The 24,283-nt window shown below is 61.3% G+C and carries 17 protein-coding genes; 14 read left to right on the plus strand and 3 right to left on the minus strand.

Annotation, left to right across the window (positions count from 1 at the left end):
• Positions 1-28: 28 nt before the first annotated feature.
• A complete protein-coding gene (locus ACQRBV_RS24880) occupies positions 29-2,578 on the minus strand; it encodes a hypothetical protein (protein ID WP_411984649.1) in 2,550 nt (849 codons plus the stop codon).
• Between the two features lie 476 nt (positions 2,579-3,054).
• On the opposite strand from ACQRBV_RS24880, the gene ACQRBV_RS24885 reads away from it, so the two are divergent.
• Entirely contained in the window at positions 3,055-3,363 is a 309-nt protein-coding gene (locus tag ACQRBV_RS24885) for a DUF6124 family protein (protein ID WP_104993318.1), read from the plus strand.
• Positions 3,364-3,506: 143 nt separating this feature from the next.
• Here the strand turns inward: ACQRBV_RS24885 and ACQRBV_RS24890 are convergent, their stop codons facing one another.
• Positions 3,507-5,006: a CoA-acylating methylmalonate-semialdehyde dehydrogenase gene (locus ACQRBV_RS24890; protein ID WP_411984650.1), complete on the minus strand. Its 1,500-nt coding sequence runs from the start codon at positions 5,004-5,006 to the stop codon at positions 3,507-3,509.
• Positions 5,007-5,115: 109 nt separating this feature from the next.
• On the opposite strand from ACQRBV_RS24890, the gene ACQRBV_RS24895 reads away from it, so the two are divergent.
• From ACQRBV_RS24895 to ACQRBV_RS24955, 13 genes are all read left to right on the plus strand, one after another.
• A complete protein-coding gene (locus tag ACQRBV_RS24895) occupies positions 5,116-6,045 on the plus strand; it encodes a LysR family transcriptional regulator (protein WP_060755425.1) in 930 nt (309 codons plus the stop codon).
• A 382-nt stretch (positions 6,046-6,427) separates the two neighbouring features.
• Positions 6,428-8,293, plus strand: a complete 1,866-nt coding sequence (locus ACQRBV_RS24900) for a 3-dehydroquinate synthase (protein ID WP_411984651.1) — start codon at positions 6,428-6,430, stop codon at positions 8,291-8,293.
• The gene (locus tag ACQRBV_RS24905) at positions 8,290-9,174 is read left to right on the plus strand and encodes a UbiA family prenyltransferase (RefSeq protein ID WP_244383832.1); all 885 of its coding nucleotides are present in this window, start codon (positions 8,290-8,292) and stop codon (positions 9,172-9,174) included. The genes ACQRBV_RS24900 and ACQRBV_RS24905 overlap by 4 nt, the downstream gene beginning before the upstream one ends.
• Positions 9,171-9,839, plus strand: a complete 669-nt coding sequence (locus ACQRBV_RS24910) for an EboA domain-containing protein (protein WP_411984652.1) — start codon at positions 9,171-9,173, stop codon at positions 9,837-9,839. Before ACQRBV_RS24905 ends, ACQRBV_RS24910 begins: the two co-directional genes overlap by 4 nt.
• Before the next feature lie 24 nt (positions 9,840-9,863).
• On the plus strand, positions 9,864-10,748 hold the full coding sequence (locus tag ACQRBV_RS24915; protein ID WP_090371887.1) for a TatD family hydrolase: 885 nt from the start codon (positions 9,864-9,866) through the stop codon (positions 10,746-10,748).
• Positions 10,745-11,965: a metabolite traffic protein EboE gene (eboE, locus tag ACQRBV_RS24920; protein ID WP_411984653.1), complete on the plus strand. Its 1,221-nt coding sequence runs from the start codon at positions 10,745-10,747 to the stop codon at positions 11,963-11,965. Before ACQRBV_RS24915 ends, eboE begins: the two co-directional genes overlap by 4 nt.
• On the plus strand, positions 11,955-13,400 hold the full coding sequence (locus tag ACQRBV_RS24925) for an alkaline phosphatase family protein (RefSeq protein ID WP_090371891.1): 1,446 nt from the start codon (positions 11,955-11,957) through the stop codon (positions 13,398-13,400). The genes eboE and ACQRBV_RS24925 overlap by 11 nt, the downstream gene beginning before the upstream one ends.
• Complete coding sequence (locus ACQRBV_RS24930; protein ID WP_411984654.1) at positions 13,370-14,509, plus strand: hypothetical protein; 1,140 nt, start codon at positions 13,370-13,372, stop codon at positions 14,507-14,509. The genes ACQRBV_RS24925 and ACQRBV_RS24930 overlap by 31 nt, the downstream gene beginning before the upstream one ends.
• 10 nt (positions 14,510-14,519) lie before the next feature.
• Positions 14,520-16,883, plus strand: coding sequence for a hypothetical protein (locus tag ACQRBV_RS24935; RefSeq protein ID WP_411984655.1), 2,364 nt, complete (start codon positions 14,520-14,522; stop codon positions 16,881-16,883).
• A 60-nt stretch (positions 16,884-16,943) separates the two neighbouring features.
• The gene (locus ACQRBV_RS24940) at positions 16,944-17,861 is read left to right on the plus strand and encodes a hypothetical protein (RefSeq protein WP_411984656.1); all 918 of its coding nucleotides are present in this window, start codon (positions 16,944-16,946) and stop codon (positions 17,859-17,861) included.
• Between the two features lie 19 nt (positions 17,862-17,880).
• A complete protein-coding gene (locus ACQRBV_RS24945; protein WP_411984657.1) occupies positions 17,881-19,131 on the plus strand; it encodes a hypothetical protein in 1,251 nt (416 codons plus the stop codon).
• Positions 19,132-19,134: 3 nt separating this feature from the next.
• Positions 19,135-20,958 (plus strand): hypothetical protein, encoded by a 1,824-nt coding sequence (locus tag ACQRBV_RS24950; protein WP_205345518.1) that lies wholly within the window; start codon positions 19,135-19,137, stop codon positions 20,956-20,958.
• Complete coding sequence (locus tag ACQRBV_RS24955; protein ID WP_411984658.1) at positions 20,955-22,004, plus strand: hypothetical protein; 1,050 nt, start codon at positions 20,955-20,957, stop codon at positions 22,002-22,004. The genes ACQRBV_RS24950 and ACQRBV_RS24955 overlap by 4 nt, the downstream gene beginning before the upstream one ends.
• A 52-nt stretch (positions 22,005-22,056) precedes the next feature.
• On the opposite strand, the gene ACQRBV_RS24960 is transcribed toward ACQRBV_RS24955, so the two are convergent.
• Entirely contained in the window at positions 22,057-24,219 is a 2,163-nt protein-coding gene (locus ACQRBV_RS24960) for a TonB-dependent receptor (RefSeq protein ID WP_411984659.1), read from the minus strand.
• Positions 24,220-24,283 lie beyond the last annotated feature (64 nt).

A 24,283-nucleotide genomic window follows, 5' to 3' on the forward strand; every position in this document is an offset into this window, starting at 1 on the left:
TATGCGTCCGTGCCGAAAGCCTATGACGTCAATAAATCTGGGCGCCATTGTAGATATTGTAGAGATGGTCAGGGACCTCGGAAGGCGACGAAAAATAGACGAACAACTTTCCACCGTGTTCCTGGACAGCCAATACTTTGACGGGTTGGCCCGCGCCGATCGCGACATGATCCTTCAAGAAACTGGTTGATACGTTCTTCTTCGGTATGGACTCATCAAAGACATAGACGACCTGCTGAGTCCCCTGCCCCTGACCTTTTGCCACGCCTTTCGCCCAGCCTTCCCACTCCACTGAATTGTGCACGGTCGCCGAGGCGGACTGTACGCCAGGATCCTGGAAGACTTTGCCTACGCCATTTTTAAGCCGATTTGCACCCTCTGGGGTGACGAACGCCGAACGATACGCCTTGCCCTCATAGGGCTTTAATTGATCAAACTCACGCAAAAACGCTTCAAGTTCCGGCGTACGCCGATTCGCACGCAGGGGCTGATTGACGAAGTCTGAGCCTGCGCGAGTATAAGTACCCACATGCTCAAAATCATCAGCATTACTTTCTCCGACAAGTTTAGTGAGGGTCTTGGTGAACTCGTCCTTCTGCTGCTCGGAGAGCGCGCCCCCTGACTGCTTGTGTTTTTCCACAACGCCAGCCAGTTCCTTACGGGCATTTCTATATTTTTGCGAAAAAGCCTCTGATATTTTCCCGCCGCCCTCTACGCCTCTTCTTCTCCATACACCGGCGTTATCAGGCTTGGCAATTTTTCCGCTACTGACCAACTTCGTTGGGTCATCCGGTTTGGCGATGCGTAACACATAGTGGACGCCATCGCCGGCATCAGGCTTTTCGGAAACAAAATACTTCACACCGTTAAGCTCAATCTGTCTGACACCCGGTTGGCTGCGGGGCAACGGCACGGCGGCAGCCTTGAACTGCTCAATGCCCTGAGTTGCTTTTTTGGAAGCATTGGGTGCCCACTTCAAACCCTGTACGCCGCCTTCCCATTTAACCCCGGCAACCCCAGGTTTTAAGCTGTAACTCGCAAAATTTACCGACGGTTTCAAAAGCTTCGGGAGGATGGGTTTGACCCATCGGACAACTCCCCTGGTCAAGCCAGCAGCGGCTTGTTCAACAGGCGTAAACAGTGAGAGCAGATCAATCCATATTTGCGCGATGCCCTCGAACGGGCGACCCGCAACTATTGCCTCGACACCGTGCCAAAAAGGCACGAAACCTTTAAGGATTTCACGACGCTTCTCCCTGTCGGCCTTGAATGCCTGATAGTTTTCTTTGTCCTCTTTCTCGGCTTCAGTCACGCGCTCCGGATCCTCTTTTGCCCTCTCCAGCAAATCCAGATCCTTCATAAAAAACAGTTTTTCGGACACCGTCGTGCCGATCTGGCCGGTTCGCTCCACGAACTTTGCCTGATAGGTTGGCTTTCCGGCGCTGCCTTGCGCAGAGGCCGGAAAGGTCGCCAGCGGTTCCAGCGTATAAAGCTGGGCGGAAAACGGCGTATTGTCCGATCGGGCGCCCACTGGCCGATCAGCTTTCGCCTCATAGCGCTGCCCTTGAATGCCGGGTTTTGGCCACGCGGTGAATGCGTTCGAATAACTGCCGTCGGGTAAACGTTGTTTTCCGATGACGCTGTGGCCCTGAAAGACACCGACGTAATCGTCCCGCTTAACCACGGTCCCCCGTTCGGGGTTGACTTCATAGACCGTCGTCTTTCCTTCGTGAACCGCTTTAATCAAGAACGTAGTGCGCTCGGGCTCGCCGCCCTCTCCGGGTGACTTCATCGCATACACACCGACATCACCGTGCGCTATGGCGATTTGATCCGCCGGGGGCAGCGTTGAGAGAGCGTATTGGATGATCGTGCCGTAGGCGGCTTTCTTGTTCGCCAGATCGGCTTTGAAGTCTTCGCCGAATTTTTGGTCATCGTAGATAGCCACCGGGTATTTTTTATTATCCGGATCGGCATGGCCTTTGATGGGCGATACCTGTTGCGTCCCAAGGAAATAATCCTTCCTCATTGGCATGGGGCTAGAGAGGCTACCGATGGCACCCGCCATCTTTTCAAGATGCTGATCCAATGCGGCAAGGGCTTTTTGAATGTCCGCCTGCGAAAATTCGGTTTTATCTTCAAGAATGCCGTTGGCAACGGCCCACTCCAGCGCGGGGCCAATGCGCGTCGACGCAATCAACAGCTCTTGTTCGGGTGTCACCGCCATAGCATTCATTTTGCCGGGCAAGGCGATCAGTTCATCCTGGGTCATCCGCTTCGAAGAGCCCGGCTCGATGGCTTCGGCCAGGTTGACACCGTGCTGATAACTCACCCAACTCACAGAGCTTTTGCTGAGTTCCGATGGCGCATTATTTTTGCCCGCCTGGGCCGATGAGCCGCCGGTGACCTGAGGCGGGCTGGCGGCTGAGGGGCCTGATGCGGATTTGGGCGCCTCACTGTTGCCCGCTGCGTCAGAACCCGAAGATCGCTTGGTACGACTGCTCGCTGTTTCTGAGCCCCCTTCAAGGTTTCTGGCCCAATGGCGATCAGTAGGAAATGCAAGAATATTGGTGGTCATTATTCATCATCATGCGAGTGGAATGTTCTCTCGACCACGGTAGGAAACACGGCGGTAGATTTGTCCACCCTGTGTGGTACTGAGGTAAGAAATTGTTCCATTGCACGATGGCATGCCTGAATGCGACCAAACTTGTGGGGCGCGCGGTGGCGCTGGTGGCATTTGGTCATGGTTTGTGAAAGGCCAGCAAGCTGTGTCGCTTTAAATTGCAGGACGTTTCCTAGACAATCCCCACCGCCTTGTGCCTGTTGAAAGGGATGACTAGTCTGCGCTCCGTCACTGCCAAATCAGTGATCGGGTTTAGTCGCCCGTTTACATCACGCGCACGGCCTTCCATCGCTTTATGGTGGCTGTGCGCAGGGCACCTTCGGGTGCGCCGGATTTCGTGATGACCGGTCGACTAACCTGCGTACAGCCGCCACCCATTCGTTTAGTCGCGACGGGTGTCGCCCCTTAATTCATCACGGAGTTACACCATGAATAGAGTCGTCCCCGACCCACCCATTGATCCCGCCAAAGACCGCGCCGCCTTCAACCGCGCCATCGACCACTACCTGCCCACCCAAGGTTTCCACTCTGTCAATGAAGACCTGAGCTTCGAAGACGCCCTTTTGTATACCGCCAGTCTGTTGGACAGCGCCTCGGCGACTGCGCTGGATTGCGGTGAGCGGCTGGAGAGTCCCGAGCGGGCGAAGATCCTCGCAGTGTGGCATTTGCTGGAAATAGCCAAGACCACAGTGGATCGCTCAATTGAATGTATGAACCCTTCAAAGACCACTGCCTGAACGCATTTAAAACTGTGGGAGGGGGCTTGCTCCCGATGGCGGTGAGTCAGTCAATGTTCATCTGACTGATGCACCGCCATCGGGAGCAAGTCGAATCGTCGCACCGCCCCTCCCACAGTTACCCTACGGCGTTCTGCAGGTTGTTACTTGGATACCGGCATGGCGAATTCGGCGCCTTGTTCGATGCTCTCCGACCAGCGCTGCATGATCGACTTCTGCTTGGTGTAGAAGCGCACACCCTCGGTGCCGTAGGCATGCATGTCGCCAAACAGGCTCTTCTTCCAGCCGCCAAACCCGTGCCAGGCCATGGGCACGGGGATCGGTACGTTGATGCCGACCATGCCGACTTCGATACGCCGGGCAAACTCGCGGGCAATGTGGCCGTCGCGGGTAAAGCAGCTGAAGCCGTTGCCGAACTCGTGGTCGTTGACCAGTTTGATCGCTTCGGCGAAGTCGTTGACGCGCACGCAGGCCAGTACCGGGCCGAAGATTTCTTCGCGGTAGATGCTCATGTCCCGGGTCACGTGGTCGAACAGCGTGGCGCCGAGCCAGAAGCCGTGTTCCAGGCCGGCCTCGGACGGCACGTAACCCCGCCCGTCGAGCAGCAATTGCGCACCGGCTTGCACGCCCTGTTCGATGTAGCCACTGATACGCTCCAGCGCGGCACGGGACACGATCGGGCCCATTTCGGCTTTCAAGTCCCGGCCATCGGTGATGCGCAGTTGCTTGGCCCGTTCGGTCAAGGCGGCGATGACCTTGTCACCCACATCGCCTACCAGCACGGCGACGGAGATGGCCATGCAACGCTCGCCGGCACTGCCGTAGGCGGCGCCCATCAGTGCGTCGACGGTTTTCTCGATATCCGCGTCGGGCATTACCACCATGTGGTTTTTCGCGCCACCCAGCCCTTGCACGCGCTTGCCGTGACGGGCGCCGCTTTCGTAGATGTACTGGGCGATCGGCGTGGAGCCGACGAAACTCACGGCCTTGACGTCCGGGTGTTCGATCAGCGCATCCACTGCTTCCTTGTCGCCCTGCACCACGTTGAACACGCCTTTGGGCAGGCCGGCTTCGCGCAGCAGTTCGGCCATGAACAGCGAGGCGCTCGGGTCGGTCGGGCTCGGCTTGAGGATGAAGGTGTTGCCCGCCGCAATGGCGATCGGGTACATCCACATCGGCACCATTACCGGGAAATTGAACGGCGTCACGCCCGCCACCACGCCCAGGGGCTGGCGCATCGTCCAGTTGTCCATGCCACGGGACACCTGGTCGGAGTGCTCGCCCTTGAGCAGGTTGGGAATACCGCAAGCGAACTCAAGAATGTCGATACCACGGTCGACTTCGCCCTGGGCATCGGTGAAGACCTTGCCATGTTCGGCGACGATGATGCGCGCCAGATCATCCTTGCGCTCACGCAGCAGGTGCAGGAACTCGAACAACACGCGAGCACGGCGGATCGGCGGTGTGTCGGCCCAACCGGCGAACGCAGCCTGGGCAGCGGCGACGGCTTCGGACACGGTCTGGCGGCTGGCCAGGGCGACGCGGCCGGTCTTTTCGCCAGTGGCCGGGTTGAAGACGTCCTGATAGCGATCATCGCGGCTCACGCGCTGGTCGTTGATGTAGTGCTCAAGCGTGGTGGTCATGGCAGAGACTCCCTGGTGGATGGCAATGGAAGCCACGATAGGCTTTCGATTTGTTCCCAACCAGAGCAGAATTCAGAACTTATTGTCCATACAAGCGAACAATAGCACCATGGAAAAAGCCGAGATCGAGGGGTTGTGGACCCATATTCACTGGCTGTCGGTGCTGGAGGAGCAAGGCACCTACACCGCCGCCGCGGCGCGCCTGGGCGTGAGTAAGTCCGCCGTCAGCCAGCGCATCTCGGACCTGGAGAAAGCCACCGGTACACGGTTGGTCACCCGCACCACGCGCAGCGTACGGCTGACCGATGCGGGGCAATCCTTGACCCGCGAAGTGCGCAGCGCCTATGCCCAAATCGCGCGCAGTTTCTCTTCGGTACGCGACTCGGCCGGGGAGATTCGCGGCCTGGTGCGCCTCACCGCGCCGGTGGCCTTTGCCCGGCAACAGTTGGTGCCGCATCTGTCGGAGTTCTTGCAGCTCTACCCGCAGGTGCGCATTCAACTGGATGTTTCCGATACCTTGAGTTCGCTGGCGGCCGAGGGCTACGACCTGGCGGTGCGCCACGGTTTCCAGGTGCCGGAAACCCATGTGGCGTGGAAGCTGTGCGACACCGCCTCGGTGCTGGTGGCAACCCGCGAATACTTGCAACGCCACGGCGAGCCGTGCGAACCCGGCGACCTCACTGCGCATAATTGCCTGTTCTACCCACGCGGGGCCGACCAACCGGCCTGGACCTTCGAACGCAACGCCGAGCGTATCACCGTGCCCATCGCCGGTAGCTTTGCCACCAACAACAGCGAAGCCCTGCGCGACTCGGCGCTCAACCACCTGGGTATCGCCCTGCTCCCGGATTTCAGTGCCCACGCCGCATTGGCCAGCGGCACGCTGGTGCAGGTGCTCGAGGGTTGGACACTCAAAGGGGTATTTGCCGATGAGATCTACTTGATCCGCCCCTACTCGCCCCATGTACCCAAGTCGGTCAGTACGTTAGTTGGCTATCTAAAGAACAAGTTATCAGCGGGGTTTCGTTTCATTGGATAAACAACAAGCACATTAAGCGGAATCATTCTCGACAAACCGCTTTTTAATAATAAACCATATAGCCAGCGGCAATAATCCTCATAACAAACACTTCAACTATGTGGGCTCATAACAAGTTATTGACGCCCGCTGAATTTCAATACAACTATTTGTATTGAATATAAAAATCTTGCCCATACCGTCTACGTTACAGCCGTTGTGACTCGACGTACTTGCAAAAAAACCACAACCGTCTAGGTTCATGAATACCGTGAAGGCCAACCGCCATTGTTCATTCAGCCAGCCATTCTGGCGAGGGATTCTATTGCTCTGAAACAAGACCCGACGCTGCTCTAAATACAGACACGGAACTTAAGTCTTAATACTCAGAAGGGATGCTTTGATGAAACGCAGCCAGCCGTATCGTGCGTTCTTGAAAAAGGGGCCAGCCCAACATTTCTGGCTGTCATTGTTTGGCTTTTGCGTGTTGGTCATCGCCAGCTTCCTGTTGTTCGAGCAACAGATCCAGGCCTTCCTGCTTCACCTCAACCTGTACCAACCTTCCACGCCCGGTGTGGCACTCAACCTGGCCCTGCTGCTGATTACCCTGCTCGCGCTGGATGTGCTGCTGCCCGTACCCTCGAGCGTGGTTGCGCTGCTGGCGGTTGCCATGCTCGGCAGCCTGGGCGGCTACCTGGTGATTTTTATCGGCTTGTGCCTGGGTGCCGGGTTGGGCTACGCGTTGGGCGCCGGCTACTTTCGGTTGTTATCCGGTCGTCTTGGCCTGCATCAGCGTCGCCCGGGGCACTTGGCGTATCGGCTGAACACGCTGTCGTTGATTTGCCTGCGCGGGGTGCCGGTGCTGGCGGAAACTTCGGTGGTGGCCGCCGGAATGCAGCGTTACCCGCTGCGCGCGTTTCTGTTGATTACCACGCTGGCCAATGCGGGCCTGGCGTTGGCCTATACCGCCATCGGCACGTTCCTGATCGAGCAGAATGCACTGCTGGTGACGATCCTTGCCAGCATGGTGCTACCGCTGCTGTTCGTGGCGGGGTACAGCCTATACAAATCTTTGCGCAAACCCGCTGCCGAACAGGCGTTGCGTGGCTGCTTCAGCGTCAGCTATGACTACCCGGTGGTGTTCACCGACCACCTGTTCGACCCACGCAACCCTTGCCTGCATCAACAACTCAGCGCACCGCACAACGGGCCAGTGACGGTGCTGATATTTGCCGACGCACAACTGCTGCACAGCGCGCCTCAGCTGCGGGAGCAGATCGACGCGTATTTCGGCGCCCACACCGACCTGCACCTGCAAACGGCGCCCATCGCCGTGCCGGCCGGCGAACTGAGCAAAAACACCCAAGTCCTGGAGCAGCTCTACAGCGACATGCTGCAGCACCATCTGGACCGGCATTGCTACGTACTGGCCCTGGGCGGCGGTGCGGTGCTGGACGCGGTGGGCTACGCCTGCGCGACCTTTCATCGCGGCATCCGTCTGGTGCGCGTCCCCAGCACGGTACTGGCGCAGAACGACGCCGGTATCGGGGTGAAAAATGGCATCAATGCCTTCGGCCAGAAGAACCTGCTGGGCGCGTTCTATCCCGCTACAGCGGTGCTCAACGACTTCCAATTGCTCACCAGCCTGACCCACCGCGACCAGATCGCCGGGCTGGCCGAAGCGGTCAAGGTGGCGCTGATCAAGGACTCGGCGTTTTTCGAGTGGATGGAGCAGCATGCCGACGCCCTCGCGCGCTTTGATCACCCGGCCAGCCGCTACGCCATTCGCCGTTGCGCCGAACTGCACCTGGGGCATATCACCGGCGCCGGGGACCCGTTCGAACGCGGTAATGGCCGCCCACTGGACTACGGGCATTGGGCCGCGCACAAGCTGGAAAACCTCAGCCAGCACCGCCTGCGTCATGGTGAAGCCGTCGCCGTGGGCATGGCGCTGGACGGTCTGTACGCCAATGCCGTGGGGTTGTTGAGCGCTAGCGACACGCAACGGCTGATGAACCTGCTGCACACCCTGGGCTTCAACCTGTGCCCGCCGGAACTGAAGATGAAAGATGCCCAGGGCCGCTCCCAGGTGTTGCTCGGCCTGGAGGAGTTCCGTCAGCACCTGGGCGGGCAGCTGTCGATCCCCATGCTTCGTTGCATCGGAGAGTCGGTAGACCTGCATGCCATCGATGACGCACAAATGGAACAGGCGCTGCAACGGTTGGCGAACCGCGGCGACCTGGCGCTGCCACTGAGTTACGCGCAATGAGCCAGGCCAACCTGAAAACCTGGTTGACCCTGGGTCGCGTGTCCAACCTGCCCACGGTGTGGACCAACACGCTGGCTGCCGCCCTGCTCGCCAGCAGCGCCGGAGCGTTGGCGCCGCCGTCGTCGCTGGTCTGGGGGTTGCTGCTGAGCACGCTGTCGCTGTTGTACCTGGCCGGCATGCTGTTGAACGACTGGCTGGACGCCGACTGGGATCAACAACACCACAACCCGCGCCCCATCACCCTGGGCCTGGCCAGCCGGCAGCAAGTGGGCCTGGCCACGGCGCTGCTGCTGATCCTCGCCGCCATGGCCGTGCTGGGCCTGAGCCGCCTGATCGATCAGCCCCACTGGCTGCTTGGCGGCGTGGGGCTGCTGCTGGCCTGCATCTTCGGCTACAACCTGCTGCACAAAAAATACGCCCACAGCGTATGGCTGATGGGAGCGTGCCGCTCGGCGCTGTACCTCACGGCGGCAGCCAGCCTGGCACTGCCGCCGGAGCCGATCTGGCTGTGCGCAATGCTGCTGGGCGTGTACATCAGCGGCCTGACTTACCTGGCTCGCCAGGAACACCGCAACCAACTGGTCAGCCGCCTGCCGCTGTTGCTGATGCTCAGCCCGCTGGCTTTGGCGATCTACTCCAACAACCTGTGGTTCTGGCCGGTGCTGCTGCTCTGGCTGGGTTGGTTGGGCCTGCACTACCGCAGGCACCTGGCCAACCCGCAACAACGCCAGGTGCGCGCTTTTATCGGCGCAGGCCTGGCGGCGTTGCCGCTGTTCGATGGGCTGGTGTTGGCCGTGGCCGACCAGCCGTTGGGCAGTCTGCTGTGTGTGCTGGTGTTTTTCCTGCTTCCCCACTTTCAGCGTTGGATCAAGCCGACATGAACATGCGCCAGGATCGCCTTATCGAACTGCGCCAAGCGCTAAGCCAGCAACTGCACGACAGCCAAGCGCTGTGGTGGCGCCAGGCGCAGGCCACGCTCGCACAACAACCGGACGCCACCACGGCGGCGTTGTTGAGCAGCCAGTGCAAGCGCCACTTGACGGCCCCCGTGGTCGACCTGGCGCGTGCACTGCTGCTGGCCCAGGTACTGGCACCCGCCGCCGTTGGCGAACAACTGCCTCTGCTACGCCAGTTGTTCCTATGGGGCGACGATCAGGAAAAAATCGCCCTGCTCGGCGCCCTCGACTGGCTCGACAGCAGCGGTCAGTGCCTGGCGCTGGCCTTGCAAGCCGGACGCACCAGCAACCCGCAGGTGTTTGCCGCCCTGGCCCTCGACAACGCCTACCCATCACGACACTACCCCGAGCGCGCCTTTCACCAGCTGGTACTGAAAGCACTCGGCATGGGCCTGGACGTCGGGCGTGTGGTCGGCCTCAAGCAACGGCATAGCACCACGTTCAATCAGTTGGCCCTGGACCTGATGCAAGAGCAACAGGCCGCGGGCCGTCCCATATCGCCCGGCCTGCCCGAGGTGATCGCCTTCCACCTGCTGGACCCGGAACAACGCCGACACCTGCCACCGCAGTGGCACCTGTACCTGAACTGAGACTTTCCCAGAAGAGGATTCACTATGCCCACCTACTTCGATCCGCATATCCATATGGTCAGCCGCACCACTGACGACTACCAGAACATGGCCGCCGCCGGGATTACAGGGGTGATCGAGCCGGCGTTCTGGCAGGGCCAGGCACGCACCAGCGTCGGCAGTTTCATCGACTACTTCGACACCTTGCTCGGCTGGGAACGCTTTCGCGCCAGCATGTTCGGCATCCATCATTTCTGCACCATTGGCCTGAACCCCAAGGAGGCCAATGACCTGTCGGTGGCCAATGAGGTGCTGGAGATATTGCCGCGTTACCTGGTGAAAGACGGTGTGGTGGCCGTCGGTGAAATCGGCTACGACGACATCACCCCCGAAGAGGACCGTTTTCTCGCCGCGCAACTGGAACTGGCCAGGCAGTTCAACCTGCCGGTGCTGGTGCACACGCCCCACCGCGACAAGATCGGCGGCACCAAGCGCACCCTGGCGGTGATCCGCGAAGTGGGGATTGCCGAGCACCTGGTGATCATCGACCACCTCAACGAACTGACCTTGCCCCTGGTGCTCGACAGCGACTGCTGGCGCGGCCACTCCATCTACCCCAACACCAAGATGTCGGAGCAGCGCATGGTCGCCTTGCTCCAGGAATACGGCACGGAAAAAATGGTGGTCAACAGTGCCGCTGACTGGGGCATCAGCGACCCGCTGAAGGTGCCCAAGACCGGCCAGGCGATGTTGGCGGCGGGCTTCAGCCAGGCCCAGGTCGAACAGGTGCTGTTCCATAACCCGGTGGATTTCTTCGCCCAGAGCGGCCAGTTGGACAAGGCCCTGGTCAGCACACCGCTGCCCATCGACCAGCGCAAGCAATGGCAGGACAACTCGGCCCTGCGCGGCCAGGAGCCGGTGGTCAAATGAGCGACATCGGCGGTTGGACGGCCACTCAGGTCGGCTATTGCAGCAATGTGCACCCGACCCGCGACCTGGCCGGGCTCAGGGCCTCGATCGCCGAACATTTCCGGGGCGTGCGCAAACTGCGCGGGTTGGACGTGCAGGACAGTGGTTTGTGGATCTGCGCTCACGCGGCCCGGCAGTTGCAGCAACCCGCGGCGCGCCAGGAATTCCTGGCGTTGCTGCAAAGCAGTGGGTTGCGCCTGACCTCCTTGAATGGCTTCCCCTATGGCGAGTTCCATCAGGGCGCGGTGAAAGCCGAGGTCTACCTGCCCAGTTGGGCCGACCCGCAGCGGTTGGCCTACAGCCTCGACCTGGCGTACCTGCTGGCCCAGGCGTTACCGCCGGATTGCCGCCAAGGGGTGATATCCACGGTGCCGCTGGGCTATGCCGCCACCTGGAGCACGGTGCTGCAGGCGCGTGCCGACGAGCACCTCAGCCAACTCACCGCCGCACTCGCCCAATTGCACCAGGACAGCGGCAAGAAAATTGTGTTCTGCCTGGAGATGGAGCCGGACTGCGTGCTGGAAAACACCGAGCAGGCCATTGCGTTTTTCCAGCAACGGCAGGCGATGGACCCGAACCATGCCTACCTGGCCCTGTGTTTCGACGTATGCCACCAGGCGGTCATGTTCGAGGACTGTTACCAGTCCCTGGATCGGCTACGCCAGGCGGGCGTACCGGTGGGCAAGATCCAGCTGTCCAACGCGATGATCTGCCGCCTGCCGCCGCCGCATGATCCGCGACGCGAACACGTGCTCGACACCCTGGGCCGCTTTGCCGAGGCCACCTACCTGCACCAGGTGAAGGCTCTCGACCCACAGGGTCGACGCGTGGCCTGGGCGGACTTGCCCGCAGCCCTGGCGCAGTGCAGTGAATTTCGCGAGCTGCGCGTTCACTTCCATATCCCGCTGTTCAGCGAACGGCTGCTGCTGCCCGAACTCAGCGGCAGCCAGGAGGCGCTGGCGCAGACCTTCGACTACCTGTCCGACCACGTCGAGTTTCACCCGGTATTGGAGGTCGAGACCTACAGCTGGGGCGTGCTGCCCGCTCAACTGCGCCCCACCACCACCCTGGCCCAGCTCGAAGGCATCGTCGCCGAACTGCACTGGGTCGAGGACCAGTTGCGCCAGCGCGGCCTGTTGCACGCCTATAGCCGGGAGGCCTACGCCGATGCTTTCTGAGCAACCGCTGCTGCTGATCAACGTGGTAGGGCTGACGCCTGCGCTGCTCGGTGAGGCGACACCGCACATCAACCGGTTGCTCAAGACCGCCCAGTTGGCTCACTTGCAACCGGTATTCCCCGCCGTCACCTCGACGGTGCAGGCGTCGATCCTCACCGGCGCGCCGCCGTCGCAGCATGGCATCGTCGGCAATGGCTGGTACTTTCGCGACCAGGCCGAGGTGCGTTTCTGGCTGCAACCCAATGGGCTGATCCAGGGGGAAAAGGTCTGGCACACGCTCCAACGCGAAATCCCGGGGTTTCGCTGCAGCCAGTTGTTCTGGTGGTTCAACATGTATGCCGACGTGGACGCCGCCATCACCCCGCGCCCGCACTACCCGGCCGATGGGCGCAAACAGTTCGGCCTGTATTCGTCGCCACCCGGGCTGCATGAGCAGATCGAGCAGCAGATCGGCGAGTTTCCGTTCCCGGGGTTCTGGGGGCCGGCGGCGGGCATTGCCTCGAGCCGCTGGATCGTTGATTGCGCCATCACCGAATTCCAGATCAACCGGCCACATCTGCAACTGATCTACCTGCCCCACCTGGATTACAGCCTGCAACGCGTGGGGCCTGAGCATCCGTCGATCGCCGCCGAAGTTCGCGCCATAGACAGCCAGGTCGGGCGCCTGCTGGATTTTGCCCAGGCCCAGGGCGCCGCCGTGATGCTGCTCTCGGAATATGGAATCGATGCGGTCGAGCAATCGGTGTCGATCAACCGCATCCTGCGCAACGAAGGTCTGTTGCAGGTGCGCCAGTCCCTGGGCTGGGAACTGCTCGACCCTGGCGCCAGCCCGGCGTTTGCGGTGGCGGATCATCAAATTGCACATATCTACGTCAAACGCGCCCAGGACATTCCTCGGGTCAAGGCCCTGCTGCAGCGCCAGCCCGGCATCGAACAGGTGCTGGATAAGGCCGAGCAACACGCCTGGCAGCTCGACCATCCGCGCAGCGGCGAACTGGTGGCCGTGGCCGCCAGCGGGTGCTGGTTCGATTACTACTACTGGCTGGACGAGCGCAAAGCACCGGACTTCGCGCGTACCGTGGACATTCACCGCAAGCCCGGCTACGACCCGGTGGAGCTGTTTGTCGACCCGGCCATTCGCTTTCCCACGCTGAAAGTGGCGCGGCGCCTGCTGCAAAAAAAACTCGGCTTTCGCTACTACATGGACCTGATCCCGCTGGACACCTCACTGGTGCGTGGCAGCCATGGTCGCCTTCCGAGCAACGCGCAGAACGGCCCGTTGCTGATCACCGATTGCGCACTGTCGTTACCGCCACGGTTGGCGGCGACGGCCGTGAAGCAACTGCTCCTGGAGCATTTCCTGGGGCGCCCACAGACCGAACCGGCGACAGCCAAGGAGCTTCCATGCGGCGAGCCTTATCTATCACAGTCCTGAGTGCACTGGCCGGGTTGGCCCATGCCCAAGACACCAACCCCTTCGACTGCACGAACTTTTTGCAGTATGGAGGCAACCTCGATCAGACCCGGGCCACCTTCGTGCAAAGCCCCGAGACCCTGGCCTGGAACTGGTTTGCCTGCCTGAATCAGCCGGCTGCTGCACAGAGCCCGAATGTGGTATGGGAAACCTTGAAACCTTCCGACCAGGTCTACCTGCCCAATGGCGCCGCGCCCCAACCCTACAACCAGAGCGTGGCGCCGCCTGCCGCCGTACTGACCCAGGCCCAGGCGATGGGTATGAACCCGAATCGCACCTTACACAACCTCAACGCCACCCAGCAGGTGGACGGGCTGATCCTGGAAATGGGCGGCCAGGTACCCGCCGCCGAACAAGGCCAGGCGGTGCGCTTCCAACTGCTGATGGGCGAGGACACCTTCAATTACATCGTGCAGCAGAAGGTCTACAACGTGAATGGCCAGGCCGCGCTGACCAGCGACCTTGATTTTCCCGCCACTGCCTGGGAGCTCAAAGCCGCCTGGCTGTGGATCGGCAACGACCAAAGCTACCAGCAGCAACTGGCCAGTGACGGCTACTACATCGCCCAGGCCTACTACCAGCAAGGCACGCAATATGTGGTGGGGTATGCCGCGCTGAGTGGCCTGCATGTGATCAACAAACTCAATCCCGACTGGGTGTGGACCACCTTCGAAAACCGCAATAACGGCAAGTACACCGTGACCAACGCAATCCCGCCCACGCCGATGACCAACAGCACCGGGCCGACCCCGGCGGCGCAACCGGTCAACAGCACATTCCAGGCCCAGTACCCGACACTGGCGCAGTATGAGTTGATCGGCGTGCAGTCCAAGACCACCCCGACCTTGCTCGCCAACTCCCAGTTGGAATCAGCGTTCCAGAGCGAGTCGTCGTGTTTCGCCTGCCATGGCACCGCCGCGTATTCGCCCAAGCAGGGCTACTTCAATTTCGCCCTGAACAAAGACGGCGGCATCGTCTACCCCACCGCCCCGCTACCGGACACCGACTTTGTTGGTTACCACAAACTGGATTTTGTCTGGTCGCTCAAACGCGCCCAGTGGCAACGTTAAGGAGCCTGACATGAGCGTATTGAATTTCCCGCGCATCTACCTCGGCGGCCATATGTTCTGGAACCCGCCGACCGCCAACAACAATGACATGTTCCCGCTCTACGACGCGGTGAAGATGCAGATGAACTGGCGGTTCCTGAAAGACTTCGACATCACGCCATGGAACGCTGCCAGCACTCTGCTGCCCTGGACCATAACGCCGCTGCCGCCGGCCCAGGTGCCCGCCTACGTCATGCAGGTGCCGGGCAATGCCGCGAATTTGGCCGCGCCGACCATCCCCGGCGAATGGAACCTGTTCGGCGACAACGCCTGCGGCACCGTGAGCTACAACCAGACGCAGTCGGTGATCACTGGCGGCGAGCTGCCGGGGGGTGGCTACGTGAGCCAGGACCCGCTGATCAACCAGAGCTTTCAGTTGCTCGGCAACTCGTTCGGCGGTGCGCCGAACTCACCGGCGCGCTTCGTCGATGTGAGCCCTTGGCAGAACACCTTCACCGCGCTGTACTTCGACAGCCTGGTGTTGGGCAATGCCCAATGTGGCCTGACGCTCAAGCGCGAGCACCGCATGCTCGACCGCTTTCTCAACTTCAACTGGGCCAACCTCGGCGGCCTGGCCTACGTCACCACCACCTGGCAAACCTGCTTCCCGAAAGAAAACCTGTCCTGGGTGCTCGGCAATTCAGCGTTGCTGCAAAACCTGCAAACCCAGATGCAACAGCAAAATGCCAAGGGGTTGATGTTCCGCTTTTCCACCTACCTGACCTGCTACGACAAGAACGGCATCCTCAACAACTACCCACCGATCGATACCCACGACGCCACGCCCGAGGCCCAGGCTAAAGTGCAGGCCATGTATCAACAGGGCCTGGACAACGTCGGCGATATTTTCTTCAACCCGGCCTATAGCCGTACGGTGGGCACCCTGGGCCTGTGGTTCGATGACGAATTTCCCACTGCCCCCGCCGGGCGGCGCCTGGTACCCGCCCAGACGGTGCCGATCTACAAAACCTCACCGAGCGATGCCACCTCGGCGCAGCTCGGCGTGATCTCGGCCCAGGCCCATGGCAATACCTTGTCTCTGGACCTGGGCAACACCTTCCCGTTTTATCCCCTGGAGCCCAAGACCGACATCCCCGTCGCAGCCAAATACCAGGCCGGCGACTATCAAGTGGGCGTGCGCCAGGGCACGCAATTCACCCCCATCGCCAGCTTCGGCTACGACGATTACCAACAGGCGCAATTCGACAAGCGCTCGGGCATCCTCGACCTGCCGTTGACGGTCGATGCACAAAGCCTGTTGCAGACCGGTAGCCTGGAACTGCAACAACCCGGCACCACGGCCATCATCGCCGCGACCCAGCAACTGTGGACCGCCGAAGTGGTGCAGAGCGCCAGCTTCATCGATGTGGGAGACACCAAGACGCTGCAGATCATGGTGCAATTCGACGGCCAGCCGGCACCGGCCGGTACCACGCTGTGGGTTGCGCAATACAACAACGCCTACATGCTGTGCACCACCGATTACTACCTGGCATTCAGTAATGATGCGGACTTCACGCTGTTCAACAACGACCCGCAGAACCCCATCAACAACAGCCCCAACCTGCCGCAATTCATTGGGACGATACCGCTGGCCGGCCAGATCACCGAAGGCACCGGCCGCCAGCTGATGGCGACGCGCCTCGCCGTGTCCGACGATCAGACCGAGCCTGTGACCTACCGGCAATTTCTGCCGACACCGGCTTCGGTTGCCTTGAGCCCGTGTCTCACCTTTGCCAACCCGATCCCCATGCAAGGCACGCTCAAGGACCCCCTCAGCAACACCGTGCAATACAGCCTGGCCAAAGTGCAGACCGACGCCAACGGTATCGCCAACCTGACCGTCACGGCCCAGGCACCGGGGTTTCCCACGCTGCGTTTCTTTGTGCAGGAAGGTCAGCAGGCACCGACCATCCCCTTCAGCTTCCCCCTCAACCAAGCCTACACCGACTTCCTCGCGCCGTTGCGCGTGCTGCCGCTGGAACCCCAGTTGCAACAGGACTTCGTCAATGCGTGGAACCTGATTTACCAGCGCGAAGATGCCGGCCAGATCATCTGGGAGACCTTCATCTACCCCTTCATCCTGCAACCTTTTTATTACCTGTACCCGATCATGAGCAAGTACATGCCGCTCAACTCCCTGACGCGCATTGAAGGCGCCGTGGACCAGTTGATTGTGCTGATCAGCAAGCCGTACCAGGAAGAAAGCACCCTGGCGATGCCGATCACCCGCGACATGCCGCAAAGCCGTCGCGCGGTGCTGGAGCTGTGGGCACAAGCCCTGGTCAAGCGCAATTACCCTCCCATACCGCTCAGCATGAGCGACTACCACTGAACCACTGACGGAACCACCGGGTGACACCTGCGTCACCCGGCACAACACAGGAGTGTGATGATGAATACCCGCCTCTTGAACCGGCTGTTGCTGCTGCTAACGCTGCTCAGCCCCGGCGCGTTTGCCGACGACGCTGCCGTGTACTTCACCAACGGCGTGCACAACACCGAAGGATGCAATGAACAAAACGGCAACTGCATCGCCAAACGGCTTCCCGGCGAGCCGTCCGACCCGTTCTTCCCGGCGCAATGGATCAGCGAGTGGACGATGTACCGGGTGATGCACAACTACGAGAAAAACCCACCGCCCTACAGTAACCCGCCCTCGACCCTGCAACCTTCGGACTACACGGTATCCAAGGGCACCAGCTATTACGACACCACCTACATCCCGGCAGACGGCGACGGCTTCGGCGCGATGATGGAGCACTACGAGAAGTACTGCCTGCCGATCTTTCCGATCAAGAACAACAATTACAGCTGCTCCTTCGTGTCCCTGGGCAATAAGGCGTACTTCCTCACGTACCCGCAGGACCGCCCGAAAGACATGCCGGCCTGCTGCATGTTCTCGCCGATGAACCACCCGCCGCGCCAGGACTTCGTGCAGCACCTGCCCTACAGCGTCGAACGCAGCCAACACCTCAATGGCAGCGTGCAGGCTTACGCCCTGGACTTGCAGTCGCCGTCGGGGCCGATTCTGTTCGGCTATGCCTTCAACAAGCAGCAGACGGGCAAGCCGCCTTACCGACTGCCGCAATCGTTTTTCTTCTCGGGGGACACCAGCGTCGCCAACGCGCCCATCGTCAGCCAGAACTACACCCACTTTCGCATCGCCAAGCCCGACCCGGCCGAGACCTGGAATCAAGTGGCCGCCATGTGCCCGTCGAACCCGCCGCCTTGCCAGTTGTTCGAGCCACCGGCAGACCAGAGCAATGGGCATAAGGCGCAGTGGAACCAGCTCATGCAGCGCAAGCCCTGACCTTCAAGGATGAACCGCCATGAAAATGCTACTGAGTGTGATGTTACTCGGGCTGGCCAGCCTGTCGGCCCAGGCCCGGGAAGCTCCCCAGCCGTCGGCACAAGCGACCCAGCTCAATTGCCGGCCGCCGACCAGCGCACCGGCCGCCGACGCCGGGCAAGGACCGTTCGATAACTACAGTTGGCAGTTGTTTATCGCCTTGAACTGGCCGGCACAAAACGGGCAGCGCGGCCAGCCCGACTGCAGCAAAACACCGGGCGCTGCCGGTTACACCGTGTGGCAGACCTACAAGACGGTCGAAGAAATATTCCTGCCACAGGCCGCCAACCCGGGGCCGTGGAACACCCCGCTACTCGCCAAAAGCCTGGGCATCATCAATATTGCCGCATTGAAAAACAGCTCGCAGGTCAACTCGGTTGACCAGGCGGTCGGCGGTTGGCTGATCGACCAGGCCGGTAACCCGACCTTTTACGACATTTCGGCCAACGAGATCTCCTACAACTACATTGTCGGCAACACCTTCTACAACGCCAATGTGGTGTCCAAGGCGAACAACATCGCTTTCCCCAATGGGGTCATCGAGGTCAAGTCCAGCTGGCGCATCCTCACCCCCCACGACAACGCCAGCCGCTATCTGACGATGCTCGCCCGTGTGCCCACATTCGACAGCCAGGGCCAGCGTACCGGTGTGACCGAAGCCTACCTGGGGCTGGTAGGCCTGCATGTCATCACCAAGGCGGCCGGCTATACGCAGTGGATCTGGTCAACCTTCGAGCAGGTCGACAACCTGCCGTCTGCGCAGAGTAGTAACGGCACCTACAGCTACTTCAACCCAGACGCCAAAACCACCAACCAGTCGCCCTGCGACTGGCAAACCCACGGCACCCAGCTGGTCTGCGTGCCCAAACCGGGCATGACATTCCAAACCCCCAACCCGCTCAGCCGCGTGACCCCGATTGCCGACATCACCCAGGCCGTCAACACGACCTACCGCGCCAACACCGGGCTGCAAAACAGCCCGTTGAAGTACTACCAGCTCATCACCACCCAGCGCCCGACCACACCGAACGACCCCGGCAACCCCTTGGGTGACCCGACCCCGGCACTGTCGGCCAACGTGACCATGGAGAGCTATATCCAGCAAAACAGCAGTTGCATGAATTGCCACTCCATGGCGACGCCGGTGAAGAGCCGCTACAAGTCCGACTTCTCCTACCTGTTCAAATTCGCCAACGCGCCGGGCAACCCATCGCCCAAGGACAAGGAATAGACCATGAGCATCCTCAACGGACCCCGACTGAATTTCTGGGGCGGCATCCGCACGGACGTCAGCCTGCCGAACAACTCCCCGACCCTGCCGCAGAACTCGGACGCCAACTGGCCGCTGTTTGACCTGACCACCTCCACCCTGGCCCCCGAGGCCGAGCTGTATAGCGACGAGCAACTGAACAACATGATCAACACGCCCAACGGCAATTACTACACCGCCGGCGGCTGGAACCACTACGGGCAACATGTGGTGAGCATGAAGAACGCGCTGATCAGTTCCCAAGGCAGCCCGGGCAATGTCGGCACCAGCGGCGACCAGGTCGGCCAGCCGGTCTACCTGCTGGGCTCCATAGACCCGGTGACCCAACAAGGACCGATTTCCGGCCCGATGATGGTGGACCTGGACCCCACGGCCTCGACCACCACCCAGATCTTCGTCGGCGGCCTGCAGATCGGCAACAACGACAACATCCAACTGTTGATTCACGCCAATGCGGTGTGCAGCAGCCTGGATGTGAAAAAACGCGTGCTGGAACCGCCCAGCATGGATGCACCGGGTTCCTTTCGGTTCAGCGGCACCTTTCAACTGACTTTCCCGTTGAGCAGTATCGTCAGCTGGAACCAGAACAGCAGCGGCCTGCGCGCGATCATCCAGGCGCCGGGGGCCACCGGGATCGTGCTGCGTTTCGTGATGTTCGAAATGTGCCCGCAGATGACCACCGCGCAATTGGTCGACGACTACGCCAACGGCCGGGATACGCCGAACCCGAGCATCGGCCGGGTCATCGGCACCCTGGCCCCGGCGTTTGCCGGTGAACCCCTCGATTGCCAGCCGGGCCGGCAACTGATCAACCAGGACACCAGGAACACGGGCTACGCGCAGTTGGCCAATGCGGCGCTGTTGAGCCTCGATATGGTCAATGTGATCCCCAAACAGACTTTCCGCGCCGTCAGGGACGACATCACCAGCCCCATCGGGCCTAACGCCAATTACGGCCCGGTCACGCTGACCGCCGGCACCACCCCCCTGATCACCCTCGACCCCAGCGCCAGCCCGCTGGTCAATTACTACGTGTACGGCGGTATCGTCGATGTGCCGTTGAACACCAGCCAGCAGCAGGCGGTAAAGGCCAGCGCCCTGGCCATCAAGGCGCCGAACCGGGTGGCCGAGACCTCACTGAACGCCATCGAGTCGGTGTACCGGGTGTATGCCGACCAGCGCAATGTGTACCTGGAGGATTACCCCAAGGGTTTGTCGATTACCCTGTATGTCAGCTACCTGGGCGGCGCGGTGCCCAACACCACCCGGATCGACCTGACGCCCGGCGCACCGGCGGTCTACGACGCCCCGCAATACTGGGATTTCCTCAACGTGCCCGCCAGCGTGACGCTGGAAGCCGGCCAGCCCAGCGTCCGCTTCCCCGTCACGCTCAAACCCGGCAGTGCCGCCCAGGCGGGTTTCGTCGCCCTGGCCTATAGCGTCAATGGCCATCCCAGCGGCGCCTACTTCACCAACCTGCGCAAATACGCGCAGACCGATTTCGGCATTCCCAAGGGCACCACGATCACCTGGGCAATGATGTATCCCAAGGTCCTGCGTTTTCACTACCTGGCCTTCCCTGCCATGTCGCGCTACGTCGCGTTGAATCAGCCTGACGCAGTCATGGGCGCCAAAGATGCCATCCTCGCGCGCACCTCGGACGTGTACAAAGGCACCACACTTTTCATGCCGGTGGTGCGCTCGATGTCGCCCTGCCAGCGGGCGCTGCTGCGGGCGTACCTCACCGGTGAACCGTGGCAGCCGCCGCAGACGGAGCATCAGTCATGACCCTTCTTATACCTGCGCAGCCCGGCGAAAACTTGCGCCCCAGCACATTGATCGCCGAAGGCTTGCTCAACCCCCGCGGCCTGTGCCTGCAAGCCGATGGCAGCCTGTTGCTGGCCGAAGCCGGCTCCGGCTTGCCGGACCAGCCGTTCAGCGGTCGTATCAGCCGCCTGCGACCCGATCCCCATCAGCCCGGCGCCTACCTGCCTGGCGAGGTATTGGCCCAAGGGTTTCGCGCCATGAATATGCAGGCGCGCATGCTGCGCGATGAGATCATGGGCCTGTCGGACATCGCCTGCGGTGGCGGGCGCTGTCTGGCCAGCCAGACCGATTACGTTGGCGGTTCCAAACTGCTGGACCTGCAATACAGCCCGCCTGAGCCGGTATTCCATAGCCGGGGCAACCTGAATGCGCTGTGCTATCACCCCACCCGCAAGAGTTGGCTGGCGGTCAAGCCCGATACCAACCAACTGGTGGAGTTCAGCAGCGGCGCGGACGAGCGCGTGCTGGTGCAATTGCCCGATCTGGCGCAAGGCCAGGACGCCGTGCCCGTCACCCTGGTGTACGAAGCCCAGACCGATGCGGTGCTGATCAGCCTGTTTTCCGGTGAACTGCACGCTGATCCTGCGCGCAAAGGCATCGACTTCGCTGACCGCGCCGGCCAAGTGATTCGGGTAGACCCATCGAGTGGGCGTATCGACGTGGTGGTTCACGGCCTGCAACTGCCTACCGGCCTGGCACTCTGCCCGGACGGGCATCTACTGGTGCTGGAACTCTGCAGCCACCTGCAAGAGCCCTTGCCACCGGACTGGAGTGGCGAACCTTTGCATGGCGGTTTTACCCGTTTCAGCGGGCGGCTGCTGCGATGCGGCTTGAAAACCGGGCAGGTAGAAGTGCTGGCCCGCGGGCTGGATACACCGTCCAATGTATGCCGAGTGGACGGTGCGGTACTGGTGAGTGAAGGGATGGGGTTGACGGGGCGAGCGCTGCCTTCGCCCGACCACAGGAGCGTACCGCTGAGCGGCAGGCTGCGGCGGGTGCTGCTCTGAGTGATCAGGCGGGAGAGCGTTGCAGGACGCTCCCCCGCCGTTTGGCCCGTGCTTAGAAATCCACCGTGGCCGACAGTTGCAAGGTGCGCGGGTAGCCTGGCGAAAAAGCCCCATACGACGCAACGCCCGACCAATACTCACGATCAAACACGTTCTGCACCGTTGCGCGGAACGTTGTCGGGCGGCCCTCGATCTTCGTCGCATAGCGTGCACCGGCATCGACGCGTGTCCAGGAACCCAGCACCTGGGTGTTGGCCTGGTTGACGTATTGACGGTCGGTGTAGATCGCCCCGCCGGTCAGGGTAAAGCCCTCCAGCCAAGGCGTATCCCATTCGCCCCACAGGTTGGCCTGGATGTCCGGTACGCCGACCGGTTTATTGCCACGGTTGGCGGCAGTGGCCGACTGGGTCAGCTCACCCTCGAGCAACGTCACACCGCCCATCAAGCGCGTGCCGGGGGCCACTTCGCCGAACACACTCAACTCGACACCCCGGTTGCGCTGTTCGGCCTGCACCGAATACACACCGTCAGCGCCTACCTCACCGCCGGGCTTCTCAATCTGGAACAGCGCCACGGTGGTCATGAAGGTGCCGTGCTCATATTTCACACCCAACTCATGCTGCTTGGACGTATACGGCGCAAAGGCTTCCCCGGCGTTCACCGCCGTGCCCGGCGCGATATCGCCTTTGCTCAGGCCCTCCACATAGTTGTAGTAGAGCGAAACATCCTCCCAGGGCTTGACCACCACCCCCACCAGCGGCGTCGTAGCGTTGTCTTTGTAGCGCGAACTGACGACGCCCGTGGCCGCGTAGTTACGCGACTCGCTATCCTGGCGGCGCACGCCCAGGGTCAACTGAATACGGTCGTCCAGCACGCCGAGGGTGTCGCTCAATGCGAGGCCGGACAACTCCGATTCGGAAATGCGCAACACCTTGGGGCTGTTGATGGACTGCTTCGGCACATCCACCGGGTGATAAATGTTGGAAAGGATCGGCGTACCGTTGTTGATGCCACGGGACAACTCATCCTGATAACGAGTCGCCATCAACGTGGTGATATGGCTCACCGGGCCTGTGACAAAGTTGCCCCGCAGGCCAATATCAGCCGTCGAACGATCGACATTGAATTTGTAGTAACCGGGTGTATTGCGGGTGTCACCGGCGTCATTGAGGATCTGTGGCACTTGGTCGGACATGCGTTTCACATCCGACCGGCCGCCGCCCGCATGGGCGAACACGGTCAGTGAGTCGTTCAAGTCATATTCGCCGCCGAGCAGTGCCGACTGCTCTTGGGTGTCCGACCAGCCCCATTTCTGCGGCAGGCTGGTACGCCCATTGGCGGCCGACGGCACCTGCACGCCAGCGGCAATGGTGAACGGTCGCGATGCGCCGTCGAAGCTTTCTTTCTGGCTGATGTAGTCGAGGTTCAGGCGCAACCGTTCGCCGCGATAATCCAGGGCAATCGCCCCGACCCCCACGTCGCGACTCTGGTTGTCGACCGCCGTGTCCCCACCCTGGAGGCTGCCGTTGAAACGCACGCCGAACTGGTTTTCGTCACCAAAGCGGCGGCTGATATCCAGGTGCCCCCCTACTTGGGAGTCCGAGGCGTAGCTACCGGTGAAACGGGTCAAGTCTTGGTCCAGCGGGCGCTTGGGCACGATATTGATCACCCCGCCGACACCGCTGTTGGGCGAAATGCCGTACATCAGCGCACCCGGCCCCTTGAGCACTTCGATGCGCTCGGCATAGTCGGTGAAGGCCCGGTAGTTGGGCGCCACGCCGTACACACCGTCGTAGGCCAACTCGCCCAGGTTGCCCTCACCGACGGCAAACCCACGAATGAAAAACGAATCGACGATGCCTCCTGTCTGCCCGGTAGAGCGCACCGACGGGTCGCGCTCCAGGGCATCGGCCACCGTCACGGTTTGCAGGTCGGCCATGGTCTTGGCGGTGTAACTGGTCACGCTGAATGGTGTGTCCATCACGTCCTTGTTACCCAGCATACCCAGGCGAGCGCCACGGGCCACCTGGCCGCCGGCAAGCACGTCGGGCAAGTCGCCAGGGCCGTTGTAACGGGCGTTGACGTTGGTTGCGTCAAGGGTCAGGGGCTGCGTGCCGTCAGCCGGTTCCGGGGTGGCGGCCCAGGCGTGGGGGCTTGAGACGGCCAGAATCAAGGCGCTACGAATGGCGAGTGTTAACCGGCGAGTGACGGGCATGACATCGGGGTCCTTTCAACGAGAGGCAATGGGAATTACGCCTATTGCCAGTCGACTCGCGAAA

Origin of the sequence: Pseudomonas sp. R11F (genome assembly GCF_050312575.1) — a bacterium.
Classification (GTDB): Bacteria; Pseudomonadota; Gammaproteobacteria; order Pseudomonadales; family Pseudomonadaceae; genus Aquipseudomonas; species Aquipseudomonas palleroniana.